Raw genomic sequence first — 21,158 nt, 5'->3', positions numbered from 1 at the left:
TTAACGATGTCTGCGTTCCAGTTTTGTAGAAAGCGGCTCACAGCAAATGGTTATTATATTACGCAACTTCCTGCCAGGCCGTAGGAAAGCGCGATGTAACCAAGCCTGTGACCATAGGTTGCAAAGCGGATATGAAAGGGCCCTGAACCGCTGATTGGAGTGGGTTCAGGGTCGTATTCAACGGGATTGGCGGAGACTTTACTGCTTACTGCTTATTAGCTCCCCCGTTAGTGGTTTGGCCGTTGCCACCTGTGGTGTTGCTGGTGGTCCCGTTATTGGTGCTGGGGGCTGGCTGCTGGGCCGGGGCCTGCGTGCTCAGAGTGATGGTGTCGCCCTTGGTGGCTTGCGATCCGGCGGTCGGGGAGATGCCGATGACCTTCAGGTCGTCATTGCCTTCGGCGGGATTGACGTTGAAGCCTGCGGCTTTAAGCGCTTCTCTCACCTCGGCAACTGTGGAATCGCCGCTGGTGTCGACGTTGGGCACAGTGATCTTGGGTTTGCCGGACGAGACGTAGACCGTGATGTTGCTGCGTTGCGCGAGGCTCGTGCCGGCCGCTGGGTCGGTGCGCGTGACAAGGCCCTGGGCTACGTTGTCGGAAGTCTCCTGCTGGACAACCACGGTGAACGCCTTGAGCTGGTTCAGCGCCTGATCCTGCTGCTGGCCGGTGACGTCAGGCACCTTGGTCATGCCGGAGGAAACGTAGAGCATCAGCGACGTGCCCTTGTCGGTGGCCGAACCGGCGGCCGGGTCGGTGCGCGTGACCATGCCTTGCGCCACGTCCGGGCTGTCCTCGGTCTGGGTGGCCGGGGAAACCTTGAAACCGGCCTTTTTGAGGACGGCTTTTGCGTCGTTGACCGATTTGCCCTTGACGTCGGGCACCTGGCCTGCCTGCGGCCCGGCGGAGAACCAGACCTTGACGGTTGAACCCTTGGGGGCTTTGGCGTTGCCGGCGGGATCCTGACGCGTGAACGTACCCTTGGGCTCGCTTGAATCCGTGTCCTGCTCGACCTTCATCTTCAGCCCCACCTCGTCGAGCTGTTCCTCGGCCCGTGCCTGGGTGGTGGTGGAATTGAAGGCCGGCACGGTCACCATTTCGGCCTTCTTCATGTGAGTGACGCCATAGGCGATGCCCACGATGGCAAGAATGGCGACAACGGCACCGATGATCGAGCCGATGATGATCTTCTTTTTCTTTTTCGCCTTATCTTCCGCGGCTTTTTCGGCGCGGGATTTGAGCGCGGTGTTGCCGGCTTGCGAAAGTTCGCCGGCCGGCCCATTGCCGTAGGTTCCGGTGAGCGGGTCGAAAGCCTGCGTCGCGGTGGTCTCGACGGGGTTCATGGCCTCGGTGGCTGCGGTCTGCTCGGCCTGCTTGCGTTCCTTCATGTTGGCGAGGTCGGTCAACGGGTTGAACGCCGCGGCGACCGGGATGCCACCATTCATGTAGGTGAGGATATCGTTGCGGAACTCGGCGGCCGTCGCATAACGGTTCTGGCGATCCTTGGCCATCGCCTTGGCACAGATCTGATCCCACATCTTGGGCAGACCTGGCACGATGGCGCTGGGCGGGGTGGCGACTTCCGAAACGTGCTGATAGGCGATTGCCACTGCCGAATCGCCGGTGAAGGGCGCGCGTCCGGTGAGCATTTCGTAGAGTACGCAGCCGGCCGAATAGAGGTCGGAGCGCATGTCGACAGCCTCGCCGCGGGCCTGTTCCGGGGAGAGATATTGCGCGGTGCCGACCACCCCCTGCGATTGGGTCATCGTGGCCACGGAATCATCGAGGGCACGGGCGATGCCGAAGTCCATGACCTTGACCATGCCCTGCTCGCTGATCATGATGTTGCCGGGCTTGATATCGCGGTGAATGATTCCCATCCGGTGCGAATAGTCAAGCGCGTTCAGCACTCCCAGCATCACCTGTTCAGCGTCACGCTGGCTCAAGGGCCCGTTCGCCTTGATGATGTCGCGCAGGGTTTGGCCCTTGACGTACTCCATGACGATGTACGGCACGCGCTCGGTGTTGCCGTCTTCGGTGGTGATGGTCTCTTCGCCGGAATCGTAGATGTTGACGATGTTGACGTTGTTCATCTGCGCGACGGAGTGCGCCTCACGCGCGAACCGCTTGAGGAAGATGTCGTCGTTGGCGAGGTCGGAGCGCATGATTTTGATAGCGACAACGCGCCCCAGACGGGTGTCTTGGGCGATGTGGACCTCGGCCATGCCGCCGCGTCCGATCAGTTGCCCCAGCTGGTAACGGCCATCTGCCAGTGATGTTGGCATATTGGTGCTCATTGCTGCTCCTTCCGGTTTTCAGTGTTCGCTGCCTGGTTATTGCCTTCGGTGACCGGAATATTGTTCCCGGCAGCGTCTGAAGAGGATTTTGACGAATCGGTGGCGGCGGGTTTCTTGGCGGTTCCGCGGTCAGGATTCGCTGTATTGGTGTCTGAAGTTATAGGTGAGGAAGTCTGTTTGTGACTTGCGCTCGCGTTTGTACCCGTGACCGTGCTTGCCTTTGCGTTCGCGGTTTCGGCCTGTGGAGGCGATTGAGGCGGCTTGTCGTCGACGGGGACGCTGTCGTCAGTCTTTATAGCTGGAATCTGATAATCCGTGATTGCCCGCAATGTCTGCGTCATCGTCTGTATCGCTGCTCGGGCGGCCGGCGAAAACTCGTCGTTGATGTGGGTTTGGGCATCGTCCGTCTCGGTTTCGGTGTCATTGCTGGATTTATCGGTCGTTTTACTGTCGGTTACAGCGTCGTTGGAAGTATCATCGGAAGCGGTGTCGGGAGTCTTGTTCGCGGCGATTTCGTTTACATCGGCGGTCTGCGTTTTTGCCTGGCTATCGGCTTTGCCGTTTTCGTTGGCGCTGTCTACGTCGCTGACGATGACATTGCGGGTTTCGCTGCCCAACGTGCTGTCGTCTATTTCGGTGTTGTCTGGGTCATCGTCGCCGGCATGACGCTCAACGTGATCTTCGACGACGTGGCCCGCTCCGTCATCGATTTCAGGTGCCGATGCCCTGTGTTTTGGCCCTGCTACGGGGTTGCCCGACACCGAACCGTCGGAAGCATACGGAGCGCTGACCACGCGACGTGCGACGCGCCCGTCACGGGAAACTATCGTGGTGTCGTCCAGCGCAGCCTGCTGGTCCATCAATCGACGTTCGATATGCGAAAGCGTGCGGGAGACGACCAGCGCATCTTTCGGTCGGTCGAGCGGATCCTTGGAAAGCATCGACATGACGAACTGTGCCAGCTGCACGTCGACGGTGTCCGGCAGCGGCGGAACCGCTTCGTTGACATGCGCGGCGGCAATGTCAACCGGCGTGGCGCCGGTGAACGGACGATGCCCGCACAGGCCTTCGTAAGCCACGACTCCCAGCGAGTAGATGTCGGACTGTGGCGTCGCCTTCTTGCCCTGGGCCTGTTCCGGCGAAATATATTGCGCGGTTCCTACCACCATGCCGTCTTGCGTGATTTGGGCCTGGTTGGTGGAATAGGAGACGCCGAAATCGGTGATCTTGACCTGGCCGTCCTTGGAGACCATGATATTCGCGGGTTTCACATCACGATGGATTACGCCATGCGAATGTGCCACGTAGAGGCCGCGCGCCACCTGCACCAGAATCGGCAGGAGCTCAAGCGGGTCTATCGCACCTTTTTCGCGGTACAGGTCGGCCAGCGACTCGCTGTCGACGTATTCCATAATCAAAAAGCCGATGCCGTCGTGTTCGTAATAATCGAAAAGCGCCGCGATATTCGGATGCGCCAAATCGGCGGAATTGTGCGCTTCGATGCGCAGCCTGCGCCGCTTGGCCTCCACGTCGGTCAGGTCTCCGCGCAACGCCTTGATGGCGACCACGCGGCCCAGCTGGATGTCGTAGCCCTTCCAGACCTCGCCCATTCCGCCTTGTGCGAGCCGGCGATCGAGACGGTACCGGTTGTGAATCAGTTGACCTTCAACGAGCTTCATTTGCCCAGTGCCTCCCTCATTATCGCCTTCATGATTGGTCCGGCCGCGTCGCTGCCTGCCCTATCTGTATTATGAACGACCACGGCGACCACGATTTTCGGGTCGTCTGCGGGCGCGAAGCCCATAATCCAGCCGTCGTTGCTTTGGTTGCCCACGCCGATCTGCGCGGTACCGGTTTTCGCCGCCACGGAAACTCCTGGAATCGCGAGCTGTGGGTTCTCCTTGGTGATGACCGCCTTCATCATTTCGGTCAATTTGTTGGCCGTATCCTTGCTCATCGGCTGGCTCATCACGCTCGAATTGGTCTGCGAAATCACCGTCAGGTCGCTGGAACGCACGCGGTCGACCAGCGTCGGGCGCATCAACGTCCCGCCGTTGGCGATGGCCGAGGCGATCATCGCGTTCTGCAACGGGGTCTCCTGGGTATCGCCCTGGCCGATCGACGCCAGTGCGAGGCGGTCGGGGGTCGGGTTGTCGGGGAATTTCGAAGCGATAGCCTGCATGGGGTCACCGGTCGAATTGGAGCCGTCGATAGGGATCGAGGAGCCGAAGCCGAATTTCTTGGCCGTGTCCTGGATGGTCTGCGCGCCAAGTGCGCCGCCCAGCTGGGCGAAAGCGGTATTGGAAGAATAGGCCAATGCGTCCTCGAAGGAAATCTGGCCGTCGGCGCCGCCGTTTGCAGCGCTTCCCTGATTGGTCAGCCTGGTGCTGGTATTGGGCAGCGTATAGCTTGCGCCGGCGGGAATGCGCGTATCAAGCTGGTATTTGCCGCTTTCCAGCGCTGCCGTGGCCACGACGGTCTTGAAGCTGGACCCGGGCGGGTAAAGCTCGGAAATCGCGCGGTTGAGCATCGGGTTCGACTTGTCGCCGGTGAGGTGCGAATAAGCCTGATTGACCTTTGTCGTATCGTGGCTGGCGAGCACGTTTGGGTCGTAACTTGGGGTGGAAACCATCGCCAGAATGCGGTTGGTCTTGGGCTCAAGAACCACCACGGAACCGCTCTTGTTGCCCATCTGCTCGTAGGCCTTGCTCTGCAGCTTCGGGTCGATGGAGGTCTCGATGGACGCGCCCTTGTTGGCCGAGCCGGTGAAAAGCGACTTGAACTGCTGCCAGAAAAGCTGGTTGGATTCCCCGGTCAGAAGCTTGTTGCGCGAGTCCTCGATGCCGCGGTCGGCGCGTTGGCTGATGGAGAAGTAGCCGGTTACGGGCGCGTATAGCGGGCCATTCGTATACGAACGCTGGTAGGCGAACGGGTCGTTGACCGGGTCGGACTTGGCCAATACCGTGCCGTCGGAGGCGAGAATGGAGCCGCGAGGCGCGTTGAACTCGTGATAGAGGCCGCGTTGGTTGCGCGGGTCGTTGTTGAGTTTATTGGCCCTGACGGCGGTGATCATGGTGCTGGAAAGTCCCAAAATCGCGAAGAGGACGATGACGGCGGTGAAAAGCTGACGGAGGTATTTGTTCATCGCGAGCCTCCCATCAGATCGTCAAAGCTCAGATTTTGAATGCCGGAATCGTCGGAACCAAGGGGGTTCGCAGGCTGGGCATTGTCGGGATACTGCGTTTCCGGAGCCGGCTGTGTGGCTTGCGGCATCGGGGAAGTCTTCTGCGGCATGGGATTTGACGGCATCGGTGAATACGGCGAATCGCTTTCTGCGCTCGCGACCGGTGCCGAAGCTGCGGACCTTGGAGATGGAGACGTTGACGACGGTGACGATGTCGAAGGAGACGACGGTGACGTGGCGACGGGGAAGCTCGACGTCGCGGACTCCAGCTCGGGTTCCTCCGCGCGGTGGCGCGAACGTGAGCGTGAATGGGAACGCTTGGCTTCGTTAAGCTTTTTCTGCGCGTTGCGTTCGTTCAGAGCTTCCATCGCTTCATATTGCATCGTGTTGGAAAGTTCGCCCTCAGGTTCGGGCTTATTGGCTTCGTTGGAAATGACGATCAGAAGTGCCGCAAGGATATAGTTCGCTACCAGCGATGAACCACCGGCTGCCATATACGGCATCGTCAGGCCCGTCATCGGAATGACCAGCGTCAGGCCGCCGACCACGGTGAATACCTGGAAGGCCATCGTGAAAACGAGGCCGCTCGCCAGGAGTTTGCCGAAACCATCCTTGATTTTCATGGCCGTGAGCAGGCCGGAAGTGATGATGATTAGGTAGAGCATCAGAATCGCCATCAGCCCGGTCAGGCCGAGTTCCTCGCCGAGGGACGAATAGATGAAATCGGAATTGCCAAGTGGGGTCAGCCCGGGGTGCCCCTGCCCGATGCCGGTGCCCAGCAGGCCGCCGGAAGCGAGGCCGAAGAGCCCGGTGACCAGCTGGTAGGAACTGCCATATCGGCGGTTATAGACGGCAGCGTCGAAGGGGTGGAGCCAGCCGTCGACGCGATAGCCGACGTGGGCGAAGACCTTGACCGAGAAGACCGCCGCGACCACGAAGGCGATGCCGCCGATGATCAGCCAGCTGCCGCGGCCGGTGGCGACGTAGAGCATCGAGACGAACATGGCGAAGAACATCAGCGAGGTGCCGAGATCGTGTTGAACCACCAAAACGCCGATGGAGGCGAACCAGACCAGAATGAGCGGGCCCATGTCTTTGACTCGGGGAAGCTGCAGACCCGCCACTTTCTTGCCGCCGACCGCGAGCTGGTCGCGGTGGTTGAAGAGGTAGGCCGCAAAGAAGAAGGCGAGGAAGAGCTTGGCGAATTCGCCGGGCTGCAAGGTGTGCGAGCCGAAGCCGATCCAGATGCGTGCGCCGCCGATTTCCTTGCCAAGGCCCGGAATCATGGGGGAGAGCAGCAGTGCCAGGCCGATGACCATACTCACATACGAAAAGCGACGTAATACGCGGTAGTCGCGCAGGACGATAATGAAAATGCAGGTCAGCACCAGCGCGACGCATGCCCAAATCAACTGGCGGTAGGCCACCGAAGTGTTTTTCGCGTAATCGATGCGCGCGATCATCATCGTGCCGATGGCCGTCAGCAGCATGACGCACGGCAGAATTTCCTGGCTGGCATACGGCTGGAATTTCAGCAGCAGCGCCCAAAGCACGATGAACAGCACCGCCACCGCCACGAGAGCCGTGACGAGGTTGGCCGGGAAGCCGCTATAGACGCGTGCAAAGAGCTGGAAAAAGGCGATGCCGCTGATCACGATGGCGAACAGCAGCAGACCGATTTGGCGGAAGCGGGTGGCGATCATGCGCTCGCCGCCTTGTGGGCCGTGTTCGGTATCGTCACCGGCGTTGCATCGGGGCCGCTATCGTCGGATGCGGAACCGCTTGAACCGCTTGAACTATCTGGAAGGCTCGAAGCAGAACTGCCCGTAGCCTCGCTCGACCAGGGCCATGGAGTGTCCTTGTCCTTTGTCTTATCGAGGTTTTTGGCTTCTTTCTTGATAATGGCGACATGACTTTCGGCTTCCTCGAACGAGTCCAAGGAGATGCCCTGGTCAAGCTCGTCGTTCCAGGATTGCGGTAGCTGGGAAGTCTCGATGTCCGTTGATTCGACCTTGTGTGAAAGGGCCCAGCCGAAGATGTTGGTATTGACGCCCTGGTAAATGGCCACGGAACCGTCGCTGGTACCAATATAATACTTCGTCTGGCTCCAGCGGTATGCGCCGAACCCTACGCCGAGCAAAGCGCACAGGGCAATCACAAAAGCGAGGACAACCGCTATACGGCCTCGATTGTGCTTGCGGCGTGCCTCTTTGCGTTCGCGCAAGTGCTCTCGACGGATGGCGCGGGCCACTTCCGGATCGTTGGGATCAGCGGAAACACGGCCGTCTTTTTTCTTGACCACGGGGATTTCGCCAGTGTCCATATTGCCGTTGTTGTCGTTTTCGTCGCGGACGGACGAGGGCTGCGCGACGTGGACGATATTGGTGTTGTCGTTATCGTCTTCGTCTCCGGCTTGCGAGGTGTCGTCGAGATGCCTGTGGTGATGGTGGCTTTTCTGACCAGACTGGTTGGACTCGGCGTCTGCTTGAGAAGGCCCGTTGCCGGCGCTGCCGGACGTTTCGGTATCAGAAGAAACCGGATTTTGAGCGTTCGGAGGGTACTGGGCGGGATTGCCGTCATCGTTGCCGTTGCCCTCGTTGTCGTCGTACCCGCTGTGGGTCAGGGCGGCGGCCCGTTGCGCGGGGGACTGCTTGCCGAGCCGCAAAAGCGGAGAGGAGGCGACCGGTTCCTTGATGATGTCGGCGATGGCTTCGAGGTTCGAGCTTGCCGCGCCGCCGATCAGCGGGGTCTGGTGGGGCAGGTCGAAGGAATCGGCGTCGAGCGCAAGCGTGGCGTCGGCGATGACGGCCGTGACATTATCGGTGCTGCCGGCTTTCAGAGCCATCGCGACCAGCTGCTGGGCGCATTCCTCTTCGTCCGAAACCGTCGAAAGTACGTCTTCGAGTGTGTCATCTTCCAGCACGCCGGAAAGGCCGTCGGAGCATAGCAGCCAGCGGTCGGTGGGTTTGGCGGTCAATATCGCGATGTCGGGGTGCGGGTCGATGTCGAAATCCCCCAAGACGCGCATGACGACGTTGCGCTGGGGGTGGTTGCGCGCTTCCGCTTCGCTAATACGTCCGGTGTCGATCAAGTGCTGAACGTAGCTATGGTCTTGGGTCATGCGGCGGATTTTGCCGTCGCGAAGCAGATAGGCTCGGGAATCGCCGATGTGGGTGATAACCCAATGGCCAGATACGAGGGCGACGGCGGTGACCGTGGTGCCCATGCCTGCCAGGCCGCGCTCGCGCTTGGCCTTGCCGACAATCGCGTCGTGTGCGGCCATGACGCTGGTTTCCATCATCGAAGCGATGGAGGCCACGTCGCTTTTCGCGTCGCTTTGCTCGATATGTGCCAGGGAGCGGATGGCGATGGTCGAGGCCGTGTCACCGCCTGCGTGCCCGCCCATGCCGTCGCAAATGGCGATGAGGCGCTCGCCGGCGAACGACGAATCCTGGTTGTTGCTACGTACCGTTCCCACGTCGGAAACCGTTGTGGAATAAAGGAAAAGCTGATGGTTGTTGGATTTGTCAGCGTGGCTGTCGGAGGTGCGTGCCACTTGAGGCATCTTGCCGGTGTTGCCCTCCGGGTTGATGGCGATGCGTTGCGTGTTTGGCGTGCTCTCGTCGCCACTGCTGCTTTCACCCTGAGCGGCGTGAGCGTTATTCCCATGGGTTCCGGTTACGGGAATTGAAGGTGGCATCGTGGAATCGGAATGATCCTTATTGGCCGAAAGATGCTGTGATGAAGAACGTTGTATGGAGGAGTTCTCTTCGGAGGTGTGCTGCGCTGAAGAATTTGAAAGATTTGAGGTATCTGGCATATGGCGGTCACCTCAATTCGAACGTCGTGGCGCCGATACGCACGGGAACACGCGCAGGCAGGACCACGGGCGAGGTGATGCGGCGGTGATTGACGATGGTGCCGTTGGTGCTGCCAAGGTCTTCGATGGCCCATGAGCCGGAAGCGGGGTCGGCGTAAACGCGGGCGTGCTGGGAGGAAACGAATTCGTCGTCAAGCACCACGGTGTTGGAGCTGGAGCGGCCGAGGGTGATCGTGCCGTTGCTCAACGGAACGGACGAACCGGCAAGCGGGCCGTCGATAATGGTCAGAAGCGTTGGTTTTGCGTTGGCGTTGATGCCAGCCCCGCCGGCGCTGCCCATCTGCATACCGGGGTTTCCGCGGCGCGACACAGCCACGGGAGCGGCGTTTGCCATGGCCGGCATCGGGTTGGATTCGGCTGCCTTGCGCGCGCGGCGGGCACTTTTGCGGTGCGACCACGATTTGTGCGGGCTCAGCGTATCGACGTCGCGTTTGAGCGAGCGGACGGCAAGCCATACGAAAACCCAAAGCAGGGCGAGGAAGCCATACTTGAGAATCGCAAAGGTTAGTTCGGTGATCATAAAGGATGTACCTGGCGTCTGGCCGTTAGTCCTGATCCTGCTGTGAAGCCCAATAGAGGATGCGGGTATGGCCGATGGTGATGGTGTTGCCGTCGAGCAGGGTCGCGGCCGGCACTTGGTGCCCTTCCACGTAGGTTCCGTTGGTGGAGCCCAAATCGCGGGCGATGGTGCCGTTCGGGGTGATGTCGATTTCGAGGTGATTTCGTGAGATGCCCGGATCGTCGATGACGATGTCGCAGCCCGAGCCACGGCCGACGATGGTCTTTTCTTTGGTCAGCAGGTATTGGTTGCCGTTGATCTCGAGCATCGGGCTGTCTTGCGACTGGTTCTCGGTGGTCACGGGAACGGCGTTGCCCTGCACGGATTCGCTGGTGAGCTTGAAGTTGCCCTTGCTCAGGTCGAGATCTTCTTCGAAAATCACGACGACGGGGCCGACGAAAGCATAGTGCTGGCTTTTGGCGTACTGGGTGAGGTTGTCCGCAAGCTCGTTGGCCAGTGTTTCGCTGCCCCACTGCTCGATGCGGTCGAAATCAGGCGTGCTCAGCTTGAAGCGGTATTCGTTCGGGGCGACGGTGCGGTCACGCCCGACCGGCATGGCCTCGTTGTCGATCTCGCGTTCGAGAGCGCTGGAGAGGTCAACCGGTTGAAGGTCTTTCGAGCCGAATTTCGAGAAGACACCGTTCACGGCTCCCTCAACGCTTTTCTCAAAACGATCAAAAACGCTCATCGTAGCCCCTTTCTTATCAGTCACCATCTTACGCGACGCCGCAAACGAGTTGCGATTTTCCCCCTAATCCGTGCAATTTCTTCATTGTGGGGGTCTAAAGACAGAAAGACTGGCGTCATCTCGGCTTGCTCAATGTTCATCCCTTGATTTTGTAAGCGGTTTTCGGTCCGGCTCCGATGCGCTCGAGTGTCCCTTCTTCGACCAGGCGCTTTAGCAGTTTTGATGCTCCTGGCTGTGAGAGGCCGGTAAGTTCTTCTGCCCTACTGCGGTTTATAATGCCATGAGACTTTGTGTATTCGATAATCAGAGTTCGGCGCTTTTCGGTTTGATTCCTATGGTCCTTCTTATTGGTTGTGTTTTGGGGTTGAGATGCCAGAGACGGGAAGATCGGTTGCTTGTTATCCGAGGTTTTGGAATTCGAATCCTTCATCGGCAAATCATCGATGGCGGGTATGTTCGGCTTGTTTCCATTCATGATTGGCAATATCAACTTGAACACATGGTCGGTAAGGACGAAATCGGGTTGGTCAGGCTGGCCGAGATACGCCGTGAGAATTTTTTTGATGCCGGTTCCGTAAGCCTCAACGAGATGAAGCCGATAAAAAATGGCTGCCAATTTGGGATTGATTTGAGCTGACGTGCCTTTCATGATGTCCGCTTTTGTAATGCCTTCTGGCAATGGTCCTAAATCAAGGAATTCTATCCGGTCGTCAAAAATGCTGATGGTTGCAGGGGATGTGCGATAGCTGTAATCACGATGGATAATCAGGTTGAGCAGAGCTTCGCGAAGCGCCGAAGGCTGATAGTCATAGTGTTCGACCCGGTAGCCGTCGGCTCCGGTATAGGAAGAAACGGTATTGTACTGACGCAGAAACCGTGAGGCCTGTTCAAACTGAGAGAATAGGGAGCCGCTACAATCCAGGCGGTTTTCGAAGGTCATTTTGGCGGTGCCGTTGAATTTGGCTACATAGGTTTGGGCATCGCACTGGTCGGAAAGTAAATATGCAAGATTGGTGAACTCATCGGAAGTATTGACCAGGCCGAGGGTTTTATACGCGCTGCGGTCAAAATCTACTTCGTGCTCCTTGAAAACATTTTTTGTTGCTATGAACGTCAGTTCCTGATTGACGGAAATCTCATTTTCGAAAGAATATCCTGAAGTGATTTTGATCATGTCCAGGATGGCCGTTTCGGAAGCGGGAATGGAGGCCGAGCCTGACCGGATATATATACCGCCGGGGCTGATTCCTTTATCTGGGAGATAATAAGGGCGGTTGGTGCCGCGCTGCACATGGACGGCTATGACCGGTAGATTTTCGTATTCCTCTTCTTCGATGGAAACGCAACTCATGATGTCGGGCCGGATACCATCCGACGCTGCTTGAGAGGCCTGACGCATGGCTTCATCAGGATTTGGGACGCCGACGACCGAGCCGTCGTCATCGATGCCGAGATAGATGGTGCCTCCGTCGGTGTTGGCGAATGCAGAAAGGGCGTGCCTGGCGCTGTTGCTCCATTGTCGTTTGAATTCGACGTGCGTACCTTCTTTTAAATTCAAGGCCATCACAATCTCCATCTTTTGGAAGCTATCTTATATCTTATACTTTTATCTTATCAAAGTATAAGATAAAAGATGATAAGATACGATATCTTGATAAGATAAATCGGCAATTTACTAGAAATGTATAGCTTATTTTCTTTGGGATTGCAGCGTTTTCGGTTTATCTTATATCTTATACTTTTATTGTGTCGGCTATCTTATCAAATGATGCGATAGACGATAAGATAGGTTAACGGGTTACGATGACGATTTGTTTGCCGTCGCTGCTGAGACTCATTCCTGGAGGACTTATTCCTGCAGATAGTAGACGGAGTTGTCGGTGGGAGCCGGGTTCATGTGGTAGATCATCGGATAGAGGTATGGCCGGGATGTCGAAGCCGGTTTGCTGCCGGCGAGGGCGGACTGGGTGTTGTATATATCCCAACCGGGGCCATGCATGTCGTCTTGCCCGGAATACCAGGAAGAGGTGTCGGTGTTCTTGAAGACGTAAATCATGTCGGTTGGCCAAATGATATCGCTCAAGGGGGTATGGTCTTTGCAGGCTGCGCCGGTTGCCGTCACGCAGGAATACTCACTATCGGAACCGAGCAGATTCAGGTACTGCGAAGCGGGGTCGGCGTTATGGGCAGTGCTTGACCACATCTCACCATTCGTTCCGAGATGCAATTGGCTTGATGAATGTGTTTTGCCTCCAGTCAGCAGACCTGTTTTGCTGAGGTCCAGGCACTCGTTTCCAATGGTGCAGTACTTGCCCGCTATCAGCGAGAAATCGCCCTTGGCTGCCGCTGCTGTGATCTGGTCCGGGGTCGCGTTTTTGGCGGTGGGCTTCGGGTCGGGCTTGCTGCCGTCCTTCGAAATCGTGAACTCGGGCAGCGAACTCCAGTCGAGCTGCGGGTCTTCGACTAAGTAGTAGGCGGTTTCGTCGCTGGGCGCGGGTTTGGTCGGAACGGGTTTGTTGCCTTTGCTGTTGCCATCGTCGTTCTCCGGGATGAACGGATTGAGGGTGTTCAGATTCGGCACGTCGACCTTGGTGGTCTTGTAAAGGCTCTTGTCGCGGCGGATGAAGAACGGACGCGAGGTGTCGACGGCTTTCTGTTTCTTGGCTTTGGCAACGTAGGCTTTGTCGAAGTAACCCGAATCGACCACGCCTTTGACGTCCGAACCGACAGGGAAGTAGACGTAGTGAGTACGCATTTCATAGGATGCGCCGGACAGCTTCGGGTTCTGATCGGAGTAATTTCGCTCGGTCAGTTTCCCGTTGACGCAAACGTCTATAGGGTCCCAGCGGCCGATTGAACCGGTGCCGCAGGTTATCTGGTTGAGGCTTGAGTCCATCAGTTCGAAGGCGCCATAGTTTTGATAATACAGTTCGTTACGTGAGCCGTAGTCGTTTTTGTGCGCTCGCGACGCACAGCCGGGATCGCCTCCAGAGTGGCAGAAGAGCAGTTCGTGGCCGAGTCCGGTGACGTCGTTGGAACCGTTGCCCGAGTCCTCGGAGCTTTTCACCTGGCTTGTGGTGGCGAACCAAGGGAGGTCGTTTTCGGAGCTGGAGCTGGAGGAAGGCGGATTGACTTTCTCGTCCAGATTGATGCATTGACCGGACTTGGTACAATACGTTCCTCCTACAGGGGCGGCCGGCGCGTAGACGGAATAATTGTCTTTATCGCCTTGCACCGCCTTGTCCATCCCGCTGGCGTCGATGCCGTAGAAGAGGATGAGGTCGCCTCCGGCAACCTGACTGCCGGGCTTGGGCTGGGAATCCACGATTTTACCGAGCATTTTCTTGGAGGAGAAACGCGGTGCCATCCAGACTCGGAAGCCTTTCTTTGTGTACTGTTGTTGCGCGGAGTCCTTGTCTTGGCCCACGACGTCGTAATTGATGCCCTCGCCTGACGTCGCGACGCCGACGTTGATGCCGGTTTTGCTGTCGCTGACCGCTTGCCCGTCACCGGGGTAGGAGGCGATGACCGTGCCTTCTTTGGTCTTGTCGGTGTTGGTTATCACCTTGTAATAATGTACTGGAACGCCCATGGATTTGAGGCTGTCGGTGACATTTTGCACGGGTTGTCCGCCGGTGCCTTTGGGCACGCCGGGGCCGTTCGAGGCGAGAATCGTGATGGGCTGGCTGTGGGTGCTGTAACGCTTGTGCGGATCGATGCCGCGGTATTTGAGGAAGCTGCCTTTGGGCTTTGCCGAGAAGGTCTGCCTGGTCACGGTTTTGAAGCCACGTTTGTGCAGTGACGCTTCGACGTCGGCGGCGCTGAATTCGTCTGTTTTATCGGATTTGACTACCCCGAGGTCGGTCGGGTTCGGCACGGTTTTGCCGCCCCATACCTGGGCGTTGTAAGTGCCGAAGCCGACTATTGCGGCCACGAGCGCGACAACGACGATGGCTGCGATGACGATGATCAGGGTCTTCTTCGTGCGGGTTTGTGCTGCCGTTGGTGCGGTTGCCTTTGCTGCAGCAGCGGGGCTTGATGGAGTGAAAGTCCGGGACGTTCCGGCTGGGATGCCGCTTTGTGACGAACTGTTTGCTACCGGGTGGTCGGGCATCGGTACCTGAACATTGGCGCCTTGAGATGGTTGCGGCACTGATGGCATGGATCCAGGAGCGGGTACGTTGTTCGCAGGCGTACCGTAATTTCGGCTGCTGGCAGTGCCGGCTTTTCCGTTATCGCTATTGCCGGTTTCGGTATCGGTGTTGCCGGTGTTGCCATGATCGGTGTGATTGCCGTTGCCGATGTTACCGTTGCCGACAGTATTTCCGGTGCCGGTGCTGCCTAGAGTATCTGTAGGCACTGGAGCCCCGCAGTTCGTGCAAAATTGCGCGTTGTCATCGAGTCGTTTACCGCAGTTGGTGCAGAATCTCATGCTCACTCCATATGTGATTTGATCTATTTGTATGATACGACCAAATTGTCTTGCGAAACTCGAGAAAGACCAGTCTCGCGAGATTTTGCGTCGACTGTGCTGCCGATACCGCTGCCGGTAGATTATCAGAATATGTCAATTCTCGAAAACGTAAGGAGCGGAACCGGCGAACCGTTAGCCTTGGAAGTAATACACAGTGTCTTCGTATGGCACAACTGTCATGTGCCAGCCGACCGGATAGATGTATGCTCTGTCGGTCGGAGCTGGTTTCCTGCCACTCTCTACGCTGTCATACATAAATCCCTGGATGGGTGGCGTAGTTCCAGGTGCGTACCAGCTTGAAGTGTCCCCGCCTTTGAAGACGTAGACGATATGCGCCGGCCAGCGATCTATCTCGGGGGTTGTCTCCGCGCCGTTCTTGCAGGCCAGTCCTGTCGTGCCATTCTTGCAGAGGTAGTCATTGTCGGAACCTCGGAATTCCAGGAACGGCGAACCGGGCTTGACGTTCCTGGCGTCGGTCGTCTCCTGGGAGGTGGTGGAAAGGGTGAGCTGGGTCGAATCGATTCCCAGCATGTCTTCTCTGCTTCCTCCTGTCAGTTGGCCTGTTTTGCTCAGTTGGAGGCAGTGGCCGCCGTTGGTGCAGTATTTGCCGGCGATCAACGAATCATCGCCCTTTTGAACGGCTGCCGTGATCTGATCGGGGGTCGCGTTTTGCGCGGTGACCTGGGGCTGTGCGTTTGCTTTTGGCGAATTCCCTGCGTCAGGCTTGTCGATTTTGCTGCCATTGCCGCCGCCGAAGACATACTCCGGTAACGAACCCCAGTCAAGCTGCGGGTCTTCGACCAGGTAATAGGCCGTTTCGTCGCTGGGCGCGGGCTTGACGGGCAGAAGCTTAGTGTCATCCATTGTGCCGAATGTAGGCAGGAACGGATTGGGGGTTGTCATTGTCGAAGTGACATCCAAGCTGGTTTTGTCGTAAAGCGACTTGTCGCGTCGGATGAAGAACGGACGCGAAGTATCGATTTTCTTCTGTTTTTCGGCTTTGGTGACGGCGTCTTTGTCGAAGTAATTGGAGTTGACCACCTTCGAGACGTCTGATCCGACGGGGAAGTAGACGTAAAGCGGACCCATGTCGTAATGGGCCCCGGACATGTGTTCCGTGGCATAGGGTATGAATTCACTGGGCTGCTTGCCGTTGACGCATCCACTTCCGGCGTCGCCCTCAATAAATGTATTACCGCAAGTAAACCCGGTAGACGCGTCGTAGGGTGCCAATTCAAAGGCTCCGGACCCCTTTTCGTAAAGGGGTTTCGTGCCGGTTTCCATGGAACTTGAGCAATAGGCTTGTTGTATTGCACCGCAGAAAAGAAGATTCTTCTCGAAAGTGTTGGTTTTTGATGTGCTGACATCTTCCGAGCTGTAAACCGACGGTTTGTCGCCCATTTTGGGATCGTGAATGAAATCGATGCATTTTCCTGAATTGGTGCAATAGTGGCCATCGACCGGGGCCGCATCGCCTACGACGGTGGTCCCGTCAAAATCGATGCCATTGTCTTCCGGATTGACGTTTTCCTGACTTACCGCGTCCTTGAAACCGCTGGCGTCGATGCCGTAGTAGAGGGTGAGGTCGCCGCCGTCGGCCTCGGTGCCGGGCTTCGGGTTGGAGTCCACGATTTTGCCGACCCGTGCCTTCGATGAGAAGCGGGGCTTCAAAGTGACTTTGAAGCCGGCGCTCGCGTACTGTTGCTTGGCTTGGTCTTTGTCTTGCCCAACGATGTCGTAACCCACGCCCTTGGCCTGTTTGGCGACGCCGATGTTGATGCCGGTTTTGGTGTCGCTTACCGCTTGCCCGTCGGTGGGGTAGGAGGCGACGACGGTGTCGGCAGGGGTCTTTTGATCGGTGACTACTACTTCGTGATAATGCACGGGCACGTTCATATCGGCCAGGGTTTTGACGACTTTCTTCACCGACTGGCCTTTGGTTCCTTTGGGTACGCCCGGGCCGTTCGAGGAGATGATGGTGATGCGGTCCTTGCCGGTACTGTAGCGCTTGTTGGGGTCGATGCTGCGGTATTTGAGGAAGGTGCCTTTGGGCTTGCCGGAGAATGTCGGTGTGTTCACCGTCTTGAAGCCGCGTTTGTGCAGCGACGCCTCGACGTCGGCGGCGGTGAATTCGTGGGTTTTGCTTGACTTGGCGATGCCCAGATTTGCCGGGGACGGTACGGTTTTGCCGCCCCAGAGTTGGGCTTTATAAGTGCCGAAACCAGCGCCCGCCGCTACGAGCGCAACAACCACGATCGTCGCAATGATAATGATAAGGCGCTTTTTGCTGTTTGCTTTTGCTGCCGTTGTCACCGTTGCCACTGCGGCTGTAGCTTTAGGGCCGGTTGGTGTGTCCATTGGGTTTGTGCCTGCTGCTGGGGCTCTTTGCGGAAGCGGCACCGACGGCATCGGGATTTGTGGTTCTTGATTGCCTTCGGGCTGGTTATCGTTGCTTGATGCCGCCGCTGTTACGTTAGTGTTGTCACTTGTTGTCTGCGAGGTATTGCCGGCTTGCGAAGACTTTTCGGTTTGTTGTGCTACATTGCCAACGTCCTCTGGATGTACAGGTGCCCCGCATTGTGTGCAGAATTTTTCATTGTCTTCGAGCCGATGCCCGCATTTGTTGCAAAACTTCATCGTTTCCCTTTTTCTCGGCTTCTCTTGCCACTGCTCTTATATATATGGTACGACAGCCCGTCCCAAATCGTCGCATGCCTCTTAGCCGCTCACACTAACCCATGGTTACCAAAAGATACTGTACCAATTGCAGGCGGTTACTTTTGGTAACCATGGGTTAGTGTGAGCCTCGTTCTTTATACTGGAAACATGACTTTGGATGAGGCTGAAAATAGCGACGGTTTGAGTTCGCAGAAAAACGCGATTGCCGAGTTTTCGGGGCGGAAGGCGCGGACGCTACGATTTACGGGTGGGGCGCCGCGAGGGGCATCGGTGATTGGCGACGGGTCGCGGGCGCTGTTTCTGCGCTCGGACGGGCCGGAAGATCTGGTCACGTCGCTGTGGATGAGTGTTATCGGTTCGGACCAAGTTGGCAAAGAGGAAGCCGGGAACGGACTGAATTTTCGGGAGAACGAGGGCGAAGAGTGCGCTGGGAACGGATTGAACGCTCAGAAGAACGAGGGTGGTGATTCGCATCGCGAGGTGCTGCTGGCCGATCCGCGCGAACTGCTGGCCGATGCCGACAACGAGGACGTGCCGGCGGAGGAGAAGGCGCGGCGCGAGCGTGCCCGCGAAGGCGGACAGGGCATCGTTTCGTATTCCGTGGATTCTGAGGGGCGGCGCGTGGTCTTTACGATTAACGGCCAGCTGTTCGTCAGCGAGATTGACGAGGACGGCGACGGCGCTCGCACGCGGCAGGTTGCGATTGGCGACATCGATGATGTTGTGGAGTCTGGAAGTAATAAAGGTGCAGCTTCTGATTCGAAGGTTTCGTCGCCCAGCAGCAAGTGGCTGCCGGTGCTGAACCCGCGGATTTCGCCGGATGGACGGCATATCGTTTACACGACGGGCACACGGCTCGTGATGGTGGATATCGCCGATTGGGATGAGACCGGGTTCGATGAAGCGACTCTAAAGCAAGACGGTTATGAAGATAGCTTTGCCGCGAAAAATGATGCCGACAATAGTGTTGCGGCAACGGCTGATGGGCGTTCGGCAAACGGGCAAATTGGCGGCGGTTCCGGGATTCGGCGTTCGCATAATCATGCCCATTTGCATACCTGCGCGGCCGAGGCGCAAGAAGCGTACAAAGCGGGGAATGTCAATGGTGCCAATGCTTCCGGCGACAGGTTCAGCACTGTGTGGAGCGTTGGAAACGACCCGAGCGGAACGCTGAAAATCGGCTTGGCCGAATTTGTGGCCGGCGAGGAAATGGATCGTTATGACGGCTTCTGGTGGGCTCCTGATTCGCGAGGCCTACTGTTCGAAATGTATGACAGTTCGTCTGAGCCAATGTGGTATATCAGTGATCCGGCCCATCCTGACAAACCTGCAGCCGGCCGGCGTTACGCGCGTGCGCTCACTGAGAACGCCGTCGTGCGGCTGATGTTGGCGCATCTTGAGTTCGGGGAACCGAATGATATTGCGGATAATGGTATTGCTAACGGCGATGACGGTTATAACGATGACTGGAGCGATGGCGGGAATTGTGGGAAGGGCTATGGCAACGAAGGTGCCAATGCCGGTGAACAAGGCAAAAGCAGAGACAAAACTGGCATAGTGCGTTACATCGGTTGCGATGTGCAGAATGTTTCGTGGGACCGCGAGGGCTACGAATACGTGGCGTCGGTGAGCTGGAAGGCTGGTCATGAGCCGCTCGTACTGGTTCAGAACCGTCGGCAGACGCGCGACCAGGTGCTGGAAGTCCAGTCAGACGGGCGCACCCGAGTCCTTGGAGAGCACGCGAACGACCAGTGGATTGACCTCGTGCTCGGCACCCCGGCTTTCACGCCCGATGGCCGCCTGGTCTGTGCTTTGAACGATATGGATACCGATACCAACCGGCTCACCGTAGACGGGAAACCGTTCACGCCGATCGACTGGCAGGTGCGCACGGTGCTTGACGTCAGCGACGAGAACGTGCTTGCGGTGGTTCAGCGCACGCCGCATGAGGTTGCGGGTTCGGCTGATGGAGGTGCGTTCGGTTCGTCGGACGGCGCCAAGGCGGCAAAGCCGGAAGCTGCTATCGACGCTGTCGAATCGGCGACCGCAATCGCGCCCGAATCGGCACTCGTATCCAACAACGTGGATTCCGACATCGGCCGTGGAGCTATGGAGATCGCTTCGGAACGCGGCTCGCTTCCCGCTGTTCCTGCCGCTTGGCAGGGCGACGAGGCGCTGCACGATGCCCGTAGCTACGATGTGGTCACCATTGATTTCAACGGGAATATCACGCCGGTAACCGCGCGTCCGGGTGTTTGGAGCGCAAGCCGCGCAGGGAATGGCATCGTGGTATCCGGTCATGATATGGTTCATCCCGGTTCGGTGATGGTGCATGGGTTTGTTGCTGGTCATGGTCCAGTGGCAGGTTCCATATCTGTTGGCGGTAATGCCGATATCAATTGCGGTAACAAAAATAGCGACGGCCAATCTGCGAACGTGGGCAGTCGAATCGATGAAAACAGTATTGTCGATTCTGATAATTCCAAAGGTAAACGTACTGACAATGTACTGACAAACGACTCTGGTTATGCTGCCGAAGCCGCTATCTCCAGCCATGCTGAAACTCCCGGTTTCACGCCGAACACAGAGTTTGTGCGTTTGGGGGAGCACCATATGTTTACCGCGATTACACGCCCCAGCGCTTCCAGCAGGTTCGCTGGCGCGGCCAAGCTGCCGGTGCTGTTGAAACCTTACGGCGGCCCCGGTTTCCAGCAGGTCACGTTCTCGCAGGCCGGTTACGCCGAATCGCAGTGGTGGGCGGATCAGGGCTTCATCGTGGTCACCGCCGACGGGCGCGGCACCACCGGTCGCGGCCCGAAGTGGGACCGTGAGATTTTCGAGAACATGAAGGATGTTACTCTGGCCGACCAGGTCGAAGCGGTGAAAGCGTTGCCACAGGTCGCGCCAGATGCTGACCTCGATCACGTTGCGATGATCGGCTGGTCGTATGGTGGATTTCTTTCGGCGCTCGCGGTGCTCGATGCCCCCGACGTCATCCACGCGGCCTGCGCTGGAGCCCCGCCGACGGAATGGACGCTCTACGATACGCATTACACCGAGCGCTACCTCGGCCTCGACCCGGCGGTCTACGAGCGCAACTCCATCGTCACCGACGCTCCGAAGCTCACGCGTCCGCTTATGCTGATTCATGGTTTCGCCGACGACAACGTAACGATTGCCAACTCGTTGCGGCTCTCGCAAGCCCTGATGGAAGCCGGACGTCCCCACACCTACCTGCCGCTCACCGGCATCACCCACATGACCAACGACCCGAAAGTCGCCGAAAACCTGCTCACCCTCCAGCGCGACTTCCTCTACGAAGCGCTGGGAGTGAAGAAATAGACAGGAGTCCGGTTGCGTGTTTTAAAGGTACATAGAAAATAAATACCGGCCACATTCAG

9 protein-coding genes and 2 pseudogenes are annotated in these 21,158 nt (G+C 57.7%); 1 reads left to right on the top strand and 10 read right to left on the bottom strand.

Going from position 1 to position 21,158, the window contains the following annotated elements:
- Window positions 1–205: 205 nt before the first annotated feature.
- From pknB to OZX67_RS09440, 10 genes and pseudogenes are all read right to left on the bottom strand, one after another.
- Window positions 206–2,293 carry a Stk1 family PASTA domain-containing Ser/Thr kinase gene (gene pknB / locus OZX67_RS09485; RefSeq protein WP_277142939.1) on the bottom strand — a complete coding sequence of 696 codons (2,088 nt, stop codon included), beginning with the start codon at window positions 2,291–2,293 and terminating at the stop codon, window positions 206–208.
- 779 nt (window positions 2,294–3,072) lie between these two features.
- Window positions 3,073–3,972 (bottom strand): annotated as a pseudogene (locus OZX67_RS09480) (serine/threonine-protein kinase); the annotation flags it as partial.
- On the bottom strand, window positions 3,969–5,438 hold the full coding sequence (locus OZX67_RS09475) for a penicillin-binding protein 2 (protein WP_277142937.1): 1,470 nt from the start codon (window positions 5,436–5,438) through the stop codon (window positions 3,969–3,971). The gene OZX67_RS09475 and the pseudogene OZX67_RS09480, both read right to left, overlap by 4 nt.
- A complete protein-coding gene (locus tag OZX67_RS09470; RefSeq protein ID WP_277142935.1) occupies window positions 5,435–7,180 on the bottom strand; it encodes an FtsW/RodA/SpoVE family cell cycle protein in 1,746 nt (581 codons plus the stop codon). Before OZX67_RS09470 ends, OZX67_RS09475 begins: the two co-directional genes overlap by 4 nt.
- A gap of 917 nt (window positions 7,181–8,097) precedes the next feature.
- Window positions 8,098–9,042, bottom strand: a pseudogene (locus OZX67_RS09465) (Stp1/IreP family PP2C-type Ser/Thr phosphatase); the annotation flags it as partial.
- A 262-nt stretch (window positions 9,043–9,304) separates the two neighbouring features.
- A complete protein-coding gene (locus tag OZX67_RS09460; protein WP_277142933.1) occupies window positions 9,305–9,877 on the bottom strand; it encodes an FHA domain-containing protein in 573 nt (190 codons plus the stop codon).
- Window positions 9,878–9,902: 25 nt separating this feature from the next.
- Window positions 9,903–10,604: a DUF3662 and FHA domain-containing protein gene (locus OZX67_RS09455; protein WP_277142931.1), complete on the bottom strand. Its 702-nt coding sequence runs from the start codon at window positions 10,602–10,604 to the stop codon at window positions 9,903–9,905.
- A 136-nt stretch (window positions 10,605–10,740) separates the two neighbouring features.
- The gene (locus OZX67_RS09450; RefSeq protein WP_277142929.1) at window positions 10,741–12,168 is read right to left on the bottom strand and encodes an RNA-binding domain-containing protein; all 1,428 of its coding nucleotides are present in this window, start codon (window positions 12,166–12,168) and stop codon (window positions 10,741–10,743) included.
- Between the two features lie 285 nt (window positions 12,169–12,453).
- Window positions 12,454–15,036 (bottom strand): zinc-ribbon domain-containing protein, encoded by a 2,583-nt coding sequence (locus OZX67_RS09445; protein ID WP_277142927.1) that lies wholly within the window; start codon window positions 15,034–15,036, stop codon window positions 12,454–12,456.
- A 174-nt stretch (window positions 15,037–15,210) separates the two neighbouring features.
- Window positions 15,211–17,436 carry a PASTA domain-containing protein gene (locus OZX67_RS09440; protein WP_277142925.1) on the bottom strand — a complete coding sequence of 742 codons (2,226 nt, stop codon included), beginning with the start codon at window positions 17,434–17,436 and terminating at the stop codon, window positions 15,211–15,213.
- A 663-nt stretch (window positions 17,437–18,099) separates the two neighbouring features.
- Here OZX67_RS09440 and OZX67_RS09435 point away from each other — a divergent pair.
- Complete coding sequence (locus OZX67_RS09435) at window positions 18,100–21,099, top strand: alpha/beta fold hydrolase (protein ID WP_348519628.1); 3,000 nt, start codon at window positions 18,100–18,102, stop codon at window positions 21,097–21,099.
- Window positions 21,100–21,158: the final 59 nt, after the last annotated feature.

The organism is Bifidobacterium sp. ESL0728, from assembly GCF_029392015.1.
Lineage (GTDB): Bacteria > Actinomycetota > Actinomycetes > Actinomycetales > Bifidobacteriaceae > Bifidobacterium.
The sequence above is the reverse complement of the archived record's forward strand: the minus strand, read 5'-3'. Positions and strand labels throughout refer to the sequence as shown.